At 69.1% G+C, this 13,344-nt stretch carries 12 protein-coding genes and 1 pseudogene; 7 read left to right on the forward strand and 6 right to left on the reverse strand.

All coding sequences use genetic code 11. The features are described 5' to 3' along the window. Positions 1–45 precede the first annotated feature (45 nt). A complete protein-coding gene (locus ABFX36_RS11925) occupies positions 46–717 on the forward strand; it encodes a FadR/GntR family transcriptional regulator (protein ID WP_006895097.1) in 672 nt (223 codons plus the stop codon). Next, positions 714–1,511, forward strand: coding sequence for an ABC transporter ATP-binding protein (locus tag ABFX36_RS11930; RefSeq protein ID WP_045539443.1), 798 nt, complete (start codon positions 714–716; stop codon positions 1,509–1,511). The genes ABFX36_RS11925 and ABFX36_RS11930 overlap by 4 nt, the downstream gene beginning before the upstream one ends. 9 nt (positions 1,512–1,520) lie before the next feature. Here ABFX36_RS11930 and ABFX36_RS11935 read toward each other — a convergent pair whose 3' ends face one another. Then, a complete protein-coding gene (locus ABFX36_RS11935; RefSeq protein ID WP_346076507.1) occupies positions 1,521–2,540 on the reverse strand; it encodes a zinc-dependent alcohol dehydrogenase family protein in 1,020 nt (339 codons plus the stop codon). Positions 2,541–2,632: 92 nt separating this feature from the next. On the opposite strand from ABFX36_RS11935, the gene ABFX36_RS11940 reads away from it, so the two are divergent. Next, on the forward strand, positions 2,633–3,946 hold the full coding sequence (locus ABFX36_RS11940; protein WP_006895091.1) for an MFS transporter: 1,314 nt from the start codon (positions 2,633–2,635) through the stop codon (positions 3,944–3,946). Between the two features lie 7 nt (positions 3,947–3,953). Here ABFX36_RS11940 and ABFX36_RS11945 read toward each other — a convergent pair whose 3' ends face one another. Then, positions 3,954–4,289, reverse strand: coding sequence for a hypothetical protein (locus ABFX36_RS11945; protein WP_006895089.1), 336 nt, complete (start codon positions 4,287–4,289; stop codon positions 3,954–3,956). A 55-nt stretch (positions 4,290–4,344) separates the two neighbouring features. Between ABFX36_RS11945 and ABFX36_RS11950 the strand changes: the two genes are divergently transcribed. Continuing rightward, positions 4,345–6,750: a Tex family protein gene (locus ABFX36_RS11950; protein WP_062367697.1), complete on the forward strand. Its 2,406-nt coding sequence runs from the start codon at positions 4,345–4,347 to the stop codon at positions 6,748–6,750. A gap of 6 nt (positions 6,751–6,756) precedes the next feature. Next, positions 6,757–7,041 (forward strand): annotated as a pseudogene (locus tag ABFX36_RS11955) (VOC family protein); the annotation flags it as partial. A gap of 43 nt (positions 7,042–7,084) precedes the next feature. Here the strand turns inward: ABFX36_RS11955 and ABFX36_RS11960 are convergent. The 4 genes from ABFX36_RS11960 to ABFX36_RS11975 are packed head-to-tail and all read right to left on the reverse strand — an operon-like array spanning position 7,085 to position 10,288. Beyond that, entirely contained in the window at positions 7,085–7,381 is a 297-nt protein-coding gene (locus ABFX36_RS11960) for a DUF503 domain-containing protein (protein WP_346076510.1), read from the reverse strand. A 29-nt stretch (positions 7,382–7,410) separates the two neighbouring features. After that, positions 7,411–8,598 (reverse strand): polysaccharide pyruvyl transferase family protein, encoded by a 1,188-nt coding sequence (locus ABFX36_RS11965; RefSeq protein WP_062367698.1) that lies wholly within the window; start codon positions 8,596–8,598, stop codon positions 7,411–7,413. A gap of 7 nt (positions 8,599–8,605) precedes the next feature. Next, entirely contained in the window at positions 8,606–9,436 is an 831-nt protein-coding gene (gene ppk2, locus ABFX36_RS11970; RefSeq protein ID WP_006895084.1) for a polyphosphate kinase 2, read from the reverse strand. A gap of 45 nt (positions 9,437–9,481) precedes the next feature. Continuing rightward, positions 9,482–10,288 (reverse strand): META domain-containing protein, encoded by an 807-nt coding sequence (locus ABFX36_RS11975; protein ID WP_346076513.1) that lies wholly within the window; start codon positions 10,286–10,288, stop codon positions 9,482–9,484. 106 nt (positions 10,289–10,394) lie between these two features. Here ABFX36_RS11975 and secA2 point away from each other — a divergent pair, with 106 nt between their 5' ends. Continuing rightward, entirely contained in the window at positions 10,395–12,689 is a 2,295-nt protein-coding gene (gene secA2, locus ABFX36_RS11980) for an accessory Sec system translocase SecA2 (RefSeq protein ID WP_346076515.1), read from the forward strand. Beyond that, on the forward strand, positions 12,686–13,312 hold the full coding sequence (locus ABFX36_RS11985; RefSeq protein ID WP_039866852.1) for a CDP-alcohol phosphatidyltransferase family protein: 627 nt from the start codon (positions 12,686–12,688) through the stop codon (positions 13,310–13,312). The genes secA2 and ABFX36_RS11985 overlap by 4 nt, the downstream gene beginning before the upstream one ends. Positions 13,313–13,344: the final 32 nt, after the last annotated feature.

Here is a 13,344-nt window from a genome sequence, read left to right on the forward strand (position 1 = left end):
TAGAATCTAACACAACTCATCAGACAAGTAGAGGAGTGAGTGGTCATGCCCGCACAGGTGCGGCGAACGCCGCTGGCCGATCAGGCCGCCGAGGTACTGCTCGAGCGCATTCGCGCCGGGGAGTGGACACTGGGCCAGAAGCTTCCCGGCGAGAGCACGCTGGCGGTCCAGCTGGGGGTCGGCCGATCCACCGTGCGGGAGGCGGTGCGCCAGCTGGCAGGGCGCGGCGTCCTCTCGTCACGCCAGGGCGCCGGCGTCTTCGTCGCCGCAGTCGACGTGCCGGAGAACTGGGACGACGTCCTTCGCAGGGCGGACGTCGTCGCAGTGCTGGAGGCGCGCACCGCGATCGAGACCGAAGCCGCCGCGCTGGCGGCACGGCGCCGCACTCCGGCGCAGCTGCGCGCCATGCGTGCGGCGCTCGAGAAGCGCGAACAGAGCCGGAGCGGAATCGAGGACCGCGTCGCGGCCGATATCGACTTCCATCGGGCGGTGGTCTCCGCCGCCGGGAACCCGGTGTTGACCGAACTGTTCGACGCGATGACCCCGCGGGTGCGCGTCGCGATGGTCGACTTGCTGCGGATCCGTCGAGAGTTCGACACCGACATCGACCATCGCGCCCACGCCGACATCGTCGACGCCGTGGCGGCGAGGCGACCTGCCGACGCCGCAACCGCGGCACGCACCCATCTGGACGGACTCAAGGAGGCACTCGCGTGACACGCGCACAACAGGTTCTGCGGCTCGACGCCGTCACCTTCCGCCGCAACGGCCGGCAGATCCTGCACGGCATCGACTTCACCGTGCATGCGGGAGAGCACTGGGCGCTGCTCGGCCCGAACGGAGCGGGCAAGACCACCATCGTCGGGTTCTGCGCTGCTCAGACGCACCCGACGACGGGCACCGTCGACGTCTTGGGTAAGCGCCTCGGTCGCGTCGACACCGCCGAACTGCGCCGCCACATCGGCCACGTGAACCCGCGTCATCGGCTGCAGACCGGACTCACCGTGACCGAGGTCGTCCTCACCGGCGTCACCGGAACCATCGATCTGCCGATGCGATGGGTGCCCTCCGCGCAGGACCGGGCCAGGGCCGCAGCCCTCATCGACGACGTCGGAATGAGCGCGCGTGCCGACTCCGATTGGCTCACCCTGTCGCAGGGCGAACGGGGACGGGCGCTGATCGCGCGCGCACTGATCAGCGATCCCGAACTCCTGCTGCTCGACGAGCCGACCACCGGCCTCGACGTCGCCGCCAGGGAACAACTCCTCGAAACCGTCGACGCACTCGCGGTGTCCGAGCCCGAGGTGGCCTCCGTGCTGGTCACCCACCACCTGGAGGAGCTGCCCGAGACCACCAGCCACGCACTCGTGATCCGCGACGGCGCGGTGGTGGCCTCCGGAACGGCGGCTCAGACGGTCACGTCGGAGGTCATCAGCCGGGCCTTCGACCATCGGATCGCCGTCGACCACGCCCAGGGTCGGTGGAGCGCCCGGGCCGTGAGGGAACGCTGAACGAGCAGCTCACACGGTGAGCATCACCTTGATCGCTTCGCGCCGGTCCATCGCGCGGTAGCCCTGGGCCGCGTCCTCGAGGGGCAGTGAGAGATCGAAGACGCGGCCGGGGTCGATCTCTCGGGCCGCGATGCGGCGCACCAGATCGGGCAGATACCGGCGGACCGGTGCGGGCCCGCCGTGCAGATGCACCGCCGAGTAGAAGAGCCTGTCGCCGGGCAGTTCCACGCCGTGCGAGACGCCGACGAAGCCGACGTGGCCGCCCGGGCGGGTCGATCGGATCGCCTGCATCATCGACTCCTGGGTTCCGACGGCCTCGATCACCGAGTGCGCGCCGAGTCCACCGGTCAGTTCCTTGACCGCCGCGACGCCGTCCTTGCCGCGCTCGGCGACGATGTCGGTGGCACCGAACTGCCTGGCGAGTTCCTGGCGGTCGGCGTGTCTGCTCATCGCGATGATGCGCTCAGCTCCCATCTGGCGCGCCGATAGAACGCCGAGCAGGCCCACCGCACCGTCGCCGACGACGGCGACGGTCTTGCCCGGCCGGACCTGGGCGGCGTCCGCCGCGAACCAGCCCGTGCCCAGGACATCGGACGCCGCGAGATACGAGGGGATCAGGTCGTCGTCGGGCGGCGCCGGCGTCGCGACCAGCGTTCCGTCCGCCCACGGGATGCGGGCGTACTGCGCCTGGGTTCCGATCCCGCCCATCGGGTGGACGTTGACGCATCGGGACTGATAGCCGGCCTCGCAGATCTCACAGGTGTTGTCCGAGGCCATGAACGAACCCACCACGAAGTCACCGACCTTCACGGTGCGTACCTCGGGCCCGACCTCTTCGACGTAGCCGACGTACTCGTGGCCCATCGGCGCCTCGTCGACGTCATTGGCACCGCGATAGGGCCACAGATCGGAGCCGCAGATGCACGTGGCGGCGAGACGGATGACCGCATCGGTGGGCTGTTCGATTCGGGGATCGGGTCGATCGACGACGCTGACGTCTCCGGGCGAATGCATGATGACTGCGCGCATGCCGTCCACGGTAATGCGAACCGATCGCCCGCGCAGACGCGCGGGGACAGGGCGTACGTTGGACTGCGGAAGTCTGGAGTCCAGGAGGGTTCGTGCAGCTGAGGCAGTCGTCGACATTCGCCTCCCTCGCCGTACCGAACTTCCGGACCTATGTGACCGGCGCACTGGTCTCCAACGTCGGCACGTGGGTGCAGCGGGTGGCCCAGGACTGGCTGGTGCTGCAGCTCTCCGGCGGATCGGCGATGGCGGTCGGCATCACGACGGCGCTCCAATTCGTTCCGGCGCTCGTCCTCTCACCCTTCGGCGGTGTCCTCGCCGACCGCTTCGACAAGCGCAGACTCCTGATGTTCACGCAGAGCTGGATGGCGCTGAGCGCGCTGGTGCTCGGCGCCCTCGCGGTCTCCGGCGTGGCCCAGACCTGGCACGTGTACGTGTTCGCCGTCGTCTTCGGGATGGGTACGGCGCTGGACGCACCCGCCCGCCAGGCCTTCGTCTCGGAGATGGTCGGAACCGAACGGCTCACCAACGCGATCGGGCTCAACAGTTCGGCCTTCAACGCCGCGCGGCTCATCGGCCCGGGAGTCGCAGGGCTCATCATCGCGGCCTTCGGCAGCGGGTGGGCGATCCTCAGCAACGGCGTCAGCTATCTCGCCTTCCTGATCGCCTTGATGCTGCTGAACAGGGACGAACTGGTCCCGGCCGAACCGCTGCGCCGGGCGAAGGGCCAGGTGCGCGAGGGGGTTCGGTATGTGGCCGCGCGCGCCGATCTGCTGATCGCCCTCGGCGTGGGTTTCGCCGTCGGCACCTTCGGTCTGAACTTCCAGATGACGAACGCGCTGATGGTGCGCAACGAGTTCCACCTGGACGCCGAGATGTACGGTCTGCTCGGCACCGTCTCGGGCGCGGGGTCGCTGCTCGGCGCGCTGCTGGCCGCGCGGCGGAAGTCGTCTCCCGGACTGCGGTTCGTCGTCAGCGCCGCGCTGGTCTTCGCGGTCGTCAACGTGCTGTCGGGTGCGTTGCCGACCCCGCTGCTCTACGGCCTGGTGCTGCCTCTCGTGGGACTCTCCGCGCTGCTGTCGCTCACCGCGACCAACATGTACGTGCAGATGCATGTCGACCCGCAGGTCCGCGGGCGGGTGATGGCGCTCTACATGACGGTGCTGATGGGCGGCACACCCATCGGCGCGCCGCTCCTCGGTCTGCTCGCCGAATGGTTCGGACCGCGGGCGCCGCTCATCGGCGGCGGCGTGATCCAGGTGGCGGTGATCGCCGGAGTGCTGGCGCTGGTAGCCGTGCGCGTGCAGCGCGGACGGTCGAACGGGATCTCCGGGCTGGCGCGCGACAGCCGGCTCGGAATGTTCGCCGAGGTCCCGGTCGCCGCCCCGGACCCGGAACGTGAGTGCTGAGCGGCGCTCAGTCGTCCGGAGCCTCGAGTGTGTGCGATTGCGCGCGCAGCCGCTCGAACTCGGCGAGTTTGTCGGCGCCCTCGCGGGTGGTCCGATAGCGCGACAGCACCTGCATCGCCGTCTGCGTATTGGCCATCACCCACATCATGGTGTCGAAGTCGGCTTCCAGGTCCTCGCCCGCGTCGTTGCGCCGCCGCAGATTCTCCAGTTGCGGACGCATGGTCTCCATCCATGCGATGTCGCCGGGTTCGGCTCCGCGCGGCGACGCCTCGGCTGCGTCGACTGCGGTGAAGGCCGCCTCCCACGTGAACGCGAGCTTGTCGAACGGGGTCGGTTCGGTCATGCCAGCCAGGTTATGACACGGGCGGCCAGCGGCCCGGGCACCACCCTTCGGTAGCCTGCATGCGGTGACCAACAGTGCGCCTCTCGAGTCAGTGAATGCCCGCATCGCCAAGGAGCTCTCCGTCGGCGAAGGCCAGGTCAGCGCGGCGGTGAAGCTGCTGGACGAAGGATCGACCGTCCCGTTCATCGCCCGGTACCGCAAGGAGGTCACCGGCAGTCTCGACGATGCTCAGCTGCGTCTGCTGGACGAACGACTGCGCTATCTGCGCGAGCTCGACGAGCGCCGGGCCGCCGTCATCGCGTCCATCGACGAGCAGGGGAAGCTGACCGACGAACTGCGTGCATCGCTGCTGGCCGCCGACACGAAGGCGCGCGTCGAGGACATCTACCTGCCGTATAAGCCCAAGCGTCGAACCAAGGCGCAGATCGCGCGTGAGGCCGGTCTCGAGCCGCTGGCCGAGGCGTTGCTCGCCGATCCGTCGCTGGTTCCCGCCGACGCCGCTGCCGCCTACATCGGCGAGCAGGTCGCCGATGCCGCCGCCGCTCTCGACGGCGCACGCCACATCCTGATCGAGCGCGCTTCGGAGGACGCCGAGCTCGTCGGTGCGGTCCGCGAGAAGTTCTGGGCCGACGGCTCGCTCCGGACTCAGGTCCGGCCCGGTGCCGAGACCGATGCCGCCGCGCAGAAGTTCCGCGACTACTTCGACTTCGCCGAACCGCTCGACGCGATGCCGTCCCACCGCGTGCTCGCCGTATTGCGCGGCGAGAAGGAGGAGGTCCTGAGCCTGACCTTCGACGGTGGCGACGACGAGCCGTACCAGGCGATGGTCGCAGCGACCCTGGGCGTCGACCAGTCGCATCCGGGTGCGGCCACCGACTGGCTCACCGCTACGGTTCGCTGGGCGTGGCGGACCAAGCTCATGATCACCGCGACGATCGACGCGCGGATGAAGCTCCGGAGCCGGGCCGAGGACGACGCGGTCGCCGTCTTCGCGACCAACCTCAAGGATCTGCTCCTGGCGGCTCCCGCCGGGACGCGCACCACTCTCGGCCTCGATCCCGGGTACCGGACCGGCGTGAAGGTGGCGGTGGTCGACGCGACCGGCAAGGTGGTGGACCACTGCGCGATCTTCCCGCACAAGCCGCAGCAGCAATGGGATCAGGCCAAAGCCACGCTGGCCGCGCTGATCGCGCGCCACGGGGTGGAACTGATCGCGATCGGCAACGGAACGGCCTCGCGCGAGACCGATCAGCTCGCGGGCGAGCTGCTCTCGGACATCAAGAAGTCCGGCGCCCGGCCGCCGGTCAAGGCCGTCGTGTCGGAGGCGGGCGCATCGGTGTACTCTGCGTCCGAGTACGCCTCCCAGGAGCTCCCGCAGCTCGACGTCTCGATCCGCGGCGCGGTCTCCATCGCGCGTCGCCTCCAGGATCCGCTGGCCGAGCTGGTCAAGATCGATCCCAAGTCGATCGGCGTGGGTCAGTACCAACACGACGTCTCGGCGACCAACCTCGCGCGCAGCCTCGACGCGGTCGTGGAGGATGCGGTGAACGCCGTCGGCGTCGATCTCAACACCGCGTCGGTTCCGTTGCTCTCGCGCGTCTCGGGGATCACCCCCACACTCGCCGCCGGAATCGTGGCTCACCGAGACCGGACGGGTGCGTTCCGAAGCCGGACCGGTCTGCTCGACGTCCCCCGTCTGGGTCCGAAGGCGTTCGAGCAGTGCGCCGGCTTCCTGCGCATCCGCGGCGGCGACGATCCGCTGGACGCCTCCGGCGTGCATCCGGAGGCGTACCCGGTGGTGCGCAAGATCCTCGACCGCAGCGGTCGCGAACTCACCGAGCTCATCGGTGACAGCACGACGCTGCGCACCCTCAAGCCCGCGGAGTTCGCCGACGACACGTTCGGTGTCCCCACCGTCACCGACATCCTCGCCGAACTGGAGAAGCCCGGCCGCGACCCGCGGCCGGCGTTCACCACCGCGACCTTCGCGAGCGGAGTCGAGAAGGTGTCCGATCTGCGGCCCGGCATGGTGCTCGAAGGCGTCGTCACGAATGTCGCGGCATTCGGTGCCTTCGTGGACGTGGGCGTGCACCAGGACGGACTCGTCCACGTCTCGGCGATGGCCGACCGGTACGTCTCCGACCCGCACGAGGTGGTTCGCTCGGGCCAGATCGTGAAGGTGAAAGTGCTCGAGGTGGACGTCGACCGGCAGCGGATCGGTTTGTCGCTGCGACTGAACGACGAGGCCGACGCCGGTCCGCGCGGCGGTGGTCGCAGACGCGGGGGCGGCGACAACCGGGGCAACGACAATCGGGGCAGCGACAACAACCGGGGCGGAAAGGGCCGCGGAGGCGGCCCGCGCGGCGCTGCCGGTCAGGGCCGGGGCGGTTCCCGGCGGGACGACCGGCCGGCCGGCGGATCGATGGCGCAGGCGCTGCGCGATGCGGGATTCGGCCGCTGACCAGCGGCGGAGGCGCTCGGCGGCGAGATCGCGGAGGAGAACGAGGGCTGGTTCGTGACGGTTGCGCTGGGGGCGGGCCGACCGATGATCGCCTTCCAGAAGGTCGCCGACCCCACCCCCGGCAAGAACCGGATCCACCTCGATCTGCGTGCCGACGACAGGACCGCGGAGGTGGAGCGTCTCATCGCCGCCGGTGCGACCCTGGTGGCGGAGCGCAGCATGGGCGACGGGTTCGCCTGGACCACGCTGGCCGATCCGGACGGCAATCAATTCTGCGTCGCATCGGACTGAACGCGACCGGGTCACCGGCCCACAGCGTCACCGGGCGGACGGTTCACAGGTCGTCGGTCGAGACCATCCGGCGACGGACCGACAGGAGTTCCACCTCGGGCCGGGCGGCGCCGAACCGTTCGGCGGCGTCGAGCACCTCGGTGACGTGCGCGGCGTCGCCGCTGACCGCCGCGACCCCGATGAGGGTCCGCCGGTGGACGTCTCGATGATCCACCTCGGCCACCGAGACGTCGTACCGCCGGCGGATCTCGGCGATCAACGGCCGGATGACGGAGCGTTTGCCCTTCAACGAGTGAACGTCGCCGAGCAGGAAATCGAATTCGAGAGAACCTATCCACATAGGGTTGCCGACTCTACGGCATCTTCCGATCAGCGCAAGCCGGTTCCCGGCGGGTACAGCCGGTGCGCCAGCGCGGCCTTGCGAGACCGATTCGTGGCCACGGCGGCGGGGGAGAAGCCGCCGGCGCAGGGCCGCGGGGGAACGTCGCAGTCCGGACCGACGACGGTCCACGCCGAACCGGCCTCCGACAGCGAGGCGTGCTTGGTGCCGTAGTAGTCGGGCTTGGCGATCACCGCGACGCCCGAATCTCCGGCCGAAGCCGCGATCAGGTGCGGGTGGAAACGAGTCGACACCCACGTTCGTCCCCGGCCCGTGGGCAGCCCCGACGCCCAGACCTGCTGGAACGACAGCCGCTCGGCGCCATCGAGCCGGGCGCCCAGGCGGTTCGCGACCACCGCGTCGATGCCGGGATTGCACTCGGCGATCACCACCTCGGGGCCGGCGACAGCCCATTCGTCGAGCGTCGCCTCGATGAATCGCGCTACAGCGGTCACGCCGCGGTCACCGCGCCACGAGAAGTCGTCGGTCAGATCGCCCTGTGCGCACACCACCACGCCCGCCTCTTCCGGCGGGCCGGGTTCGGGGCGGGCCACCGCGGCCGACAGCCACGCGTCGTCGCCGGTGAACGATGCACCGCGGACCGGCCCGAGGTACTCCGCGCTGGGCGCGTCGCGAACGTCGAAGACGTCGAAGCCGTCGATGGCAGCGCGGAAATCCTCGGCGTCGGGACCTGCGAAACCCGGTGTCAGACCGGCACCGCTGGCCACCGCCCGTCCGCCGGTGGACCGCGTCACCACGGCGACGGCGGAGACCAGCGCGAGGTGATGCGGCCACAGGCCGTTGAGGAAGCCGCCGCCGACGATGTGGACGGTCCCCGCCCGCAGCAGCAGTCGGGCCCCGGGATCGGAGCCGGCGGACCGATGCAGGTCGTCGACCGGATCGGAGCGGTGGCCGTCGCCTGGTGCGAAGACCCGGCGCCACAGCGTGTCGACGAACACGGCGGCGGGATTGGCGTGCTGGAGCAGCAGCGCCGCCTGCCCGGGCCGAGGCGAATCGACCACGACCACCGCGGCCGGTCGCCGCGCCGCCAGATGCCGGAGCCAGGCCTCGGCGATGAGTTCGTCGCCGAGATTGGGAAAGCCGGCGACGCTCACCAGGTACACCACCTCGCGCGCTCCGACCGGCAGCCGGGACGCGAGGAGGTTCAGGACGGACACGGCGGAATCAGGACTCCCGGTCGCCGATGAGAGCGGCCACGTGATCGGGCACGAACTTCGACAACGACCGCGGCGGCCGATGATAGTTGCCCGACTCGATCGGCTTCTTGGGCAGCTTCACCTCCGCCCGCTGGACGGGTTCGTAGTCGATGGTGGAGAGCAGGTGGGAGATCATATTGAGCCGGGCGTTGCGCTTCTGGTCGGACTCGACCACATACCACGGACTGCTCGAGGTGTCGGTGTGCACCATCATCTCGTCCTTGGCCCGGGAGTACTCCTCCCAGCGGTACACCGACTCGAGATCCATCGGACTCAGCTTCCACTGGCGCACCGGATCGTCGCGGCGGGCGCGGAATCGGCGGAGCTGTTCCTCATTCGACACCGAGAACCAGTACTTGCGGAGGATGATCCCGTCGTCGATGAGCATCTGCTCGAAGATCGGTGTCTGCCGGAGGAACCGGGTGTGCTCTTCGGGCGTGCAGAAGCCCATCACCTTCTCGACACCGGCGCGGTTGTACCAGGAGCGGTCGAAGAGGACGATCTCACCGGGCGCGGGCAGATGTGCGACGTATCGCTGGTAGTACCACTGTCCCCGTTCCCGATCGGTGGGTGCGGGCAGCGCCGCCACCCGGCAGATCCGCGGGCTCAGGTACTCGCTGATGCGTTTGATCGCTCCGCCCTTGCCTGCGGCGTCCCGGCCCTCGAAGACCACCACCACGCGGGCTCCGGTGGCCCGCACCCACTCCTGCAGGGTCACGAGTTCGGTCTGCAGGCGGAACAGCTCGGCCTCGTAGATGTCCTTCGGCAGCTTGGGCGGCCGCCCGCTCTTCTTCGGCATAGACGCAGTGTAGGGGCCGCGGCCGCGGACCGCCGACAGGACGCGCTACGCGATGCCCGACGCCGTCAGCCGCAGCCCGACGGCACTGTTCGCCGCGTTGGTCAGCCGCATCTCGTCGCCGTCGACCTCCACGATCACCTCGTCCCGGAGCGCTGCGAGCACCGTGCGCTCGACGTCCGCGGTCTCCGGATCGCACGCCCGGCGGGTGGTCGCGATCGGCGACAGGTGGATCCGGTCTCCGTCGACGCGCGCCCGCCCGGTCATCCTGTTGCAGCCCGTGCTGCCCGCGAACGCGCCGTCGCCCGCGATCTCGAAGTACGGCTTGCTGTTCTCGAGTGCGGCAGAGGTCGAGACCGCGGCGTCGGTGACGAGCGCGCTGACCCGCCATCGGGTGCCGACGACGGGACGCTCGCGCCGTTCGGCGAGCGTCACCTTCCGATCGCCGCGTTGCAGAGTGAGCGTCGTACCGTCCAGATGCCACGACAGGGGTGAGCCGAACAGGTCCGTGACCCATCGGTCGGCGCCGTCGCGTGGCGGCGGACACGCCATCATCGTGCCGACCAGACTCCCGGTCGTGAGGACGCCGCCGGCGAACGCGACGGCGCCGCCGTGCCCGTTGCATCCGGCGTTCGCACTGATGGTGCCCTTGCCGAAGGCGAGCAGCAGCGGTCCTCCACCCGGAATCTGCGGGCCCTGGACCTCCGTGGACAGATACGTCTTCCCGACCAGCTCTGCGGGGTCGGCGTCGGGCGTGGACGAACGGTCCCCGCAGCCCGCCAGAATCGACGTACCGGCGACGATCGCGCCCATAGCTGCCAGCACCCGCCAACGCGTCCGGCGTCCGATGATCATGTGCGCCACGGTAGCGCAGCGCCGCGTACGGTAGATCAGGATCGACCCCGGCGTCGCGACGCGCACCGAGGTCTCTGCAGTCCGGAGTTCGAGGAACAGGAAGCACGTGGGAAGACTCACCAACGCGATGTGGCGCATGCTGGGTGCGCAGACCTCTCGCAACCAGTCGCAGTCGCTGACGATGATCGAGGAGTCCGCTGAACACGACGAGTGGGCCGCGGGGCTCGGGGACGGTGAGTTCGCGGGCGCCGCAGCCGAACTCGACATGTCGGTGGTCGGCGACCGCGCGAAGTTCCTGGCGCTGGTGCGCGAAGCCGGCGACCGCAAGCTCGACATGAAGCCCTTCGACGTGCAGTTGCAGGGTGCGCTGCGCATGCTCGAGGGCGACGTCGTCGAGATGGCGACCGGCGAGGGCAAGACCCTCGCGGGCGCCATCGCGGCGATCGGCTACGCGCTCGACGGTCATCAGGTGCACGTGGTCTCGGTCAACGACTATCTCGCCGATCGTGACGCGAAGTGGATGAAGCCGCTGTACGACGTCTTCGGGATCTCGGTCGCCTCGATCAACGAGCACTCCACCCGCGAGGAGCGGCAGGCGGCGTACGACGCCGACGTCACCTACGCCTCGGTCAACGAGATCGGGTTCGACGTCCTGCGCGACCACCTCGCGCTGCACGCGGACGAACTCGTCGCACCCGAACCCGACGTGGTGATCGTCGACGAGGCCGATTCGGTGCTGGTCGACGAGGCACTGGTTCCGCTCATCCTCGCCGGCTCGACCGACGCGGAGATCCCGAACAAGGCGATCCACGAGGTGGTGTCCCACTTCAAGTCGAAGCACTACGAACTCGACCAGGACGGTAAGAACGTCTCGCTGACCGAGGAGGGCGCCCAGTTCGTCGAGTCCACGCTCGGCGGCATCAACCTCTACGACGAGGAACATGTCTCGAGCACGTTGGTGCACGTGAACGTCGCGCTCTACGCCTACTACCTGCTCGAACGCGACGTCGATTACATCGTGCGCGACGGCGGCGTGCATCTGATCAACGCCTCCCGCGGCCGAGTGGCGCGGCTGCAGCGCTGGCCGGACGGTGTCCAGGCCGCGGTTGAGTACAAGGAGGGCCTCAACCCCACCCAGGCGGGCGAGGTGATCGACACGATCACCGTTCAGGCGCTGATCGGCCGGTACCCGCGCGTCGCGGGCATGACCGGCACGGCGATCGCGGCGGGTGAGCAGTTCCGGCAGTTCTACGATCTGCAGGTATCGCAGATTCCGCCGAACGCCCCCAACATCCGCGTCGACGAGCCCGATCGCGTCTACGACACCAAGGCGCACAAGGTGGAGGCGGTCGTCGAGTTCGTCTCCGAGATCCACGCGACCGGACAGCCGATCCTGATCGGCACGCACGACGTGGCGCAGTCGGAGGAGCTCGCGTACTTCCTGGAGCGGGCGGGAGTTCCGTCGGTGGTGCTCAATGCGAAGAACGACGCCGAAGAGGCGGCGATCATCGCCGAGGCGGGCCGTAGATCAGCCGTCACGGTCTCCACGCAGATGGCCGGCCGCGGCACCGACATCCGGCTCGGCGGCTCCAGCGGTGACGAGGCCGCCCGCGAGGAGGTGATCGAGCTCGGCGGACTCTGCGTGGTCGGCACCGGACGCTACGACACCGAGCGGCTCGACAACCAGCTGCGCGGCCGTGCGGGGCGGCAGGGCGATCCCGGCCGATCGGTCTTCTTCTCGAGCCTGGAGGATCCGCTCGTCACCAAGAACCTCACGCACCAGCGTGAGCAGCAGCCGATCTCCTCGGACGGGTCGATGGGAGCCAAGGGAGTCGAGAGCGTCGAGAACGCCCAGAAGATCGCCGAAGGCGCGATGCTGCAACTCCACAGCAACACGTGGGAGTACAACAAGCAGGTCAACGAGCAGCGCAACGCGATCGTCCGGCGGCGGATGGCGGTACTGACCACCGATCAAGCCCTGACCGACCTCAAGGAGTCCGAGCCCGAGCGGTACGAGAGCCTGTCGGCGGACGTCGACGACGAGGTCCTGGCGGAGGCCGCGCGGCAGATCGTGCTGTACCACCTCGACCGCGCGTGGGCCGATCACCTCGCGTACATCGCTGACGTGCAGGCCAGCATCCACCTGCGGGCATTGGGCGCGCAGAGCCCGCTCGAGGAGTTCCACAAGCTGATCTTCGCCGAGTTCGCCAAGCTCGCCGACGAGGCGATGGAGGCGGCGCGCAAGACCTTCGTGGACGCCCGCATCACCGCCGACGGCGTCGACCTCGGCTTGGAAGGACTGCATCGCTCGACGATGACGTGGACCTACCTGGTTCACGAGAATCACTTCGCATCCGCCGGTGCGCAGGCGATTCAGGGCATCGTCGGCATCTTCCGATGACTCGGCCGCGGCCGCAGGACTCGCGCGAGGCACCGCGAGCCGAACGGAGTGACGCCGTGTGGACGGTGCCCAATGCGCTCAGCGTGCTGCGTCTGCTCCTGATCCCGGTCTTCATCTGGCTGCTGCTCGTGGAGGAGTCGGCCGCCTGGGCTTTCGCGGTGCTCTTCGTCTCGGGCCTCACCGACTGGCTCGACGGGAAGCTCGCGCGCTGGCTCGGACAGTCGTCTAAGCTCGGCGCGCTGCTCGATCCGGCGGCCGATCGCCTGTACGTGATCGTGATCCCGATCTGCTTCGGTATCCGCGACTTCGTTCCCTGGTGGCTCATCGGACTGATCGTCGGCCGCGATCTGCTGCTCTTCGCCACGGCGCCGCTGCTCAAATCGAGGGGCGTGACGGCCCTGCCGACCCTCTACGTCGGCAAGGCCGCCACCTTCGCGCTGATGAGCGCCTTCCCGTGGCTTCTCGCCGGTCAGATCGACGGTGTGGTGGGCACGGTGTGCCATCCGATCGGCTGGGCCTTCCTGATCTGGGGCGTCGGCCTGTATCTGTGGTCGCTGGTCCTGTACTGGATTCAGACCGTCGCCGTGGTGCGGACGATGCCGCCCAGGTCGGTCACAGGCTGATCACGCATCGCTCGCTCGGTCGGGCTGATGCG

The organism is Gordonia cholesterolivorans (assembly GCF_039531975.1).
GTDB lineage: Bacteria > Actinomycetota > Actinomycetes > Mycobacteriales > Mycobacteriaceae > Gordonia > Gordonia sihwensis.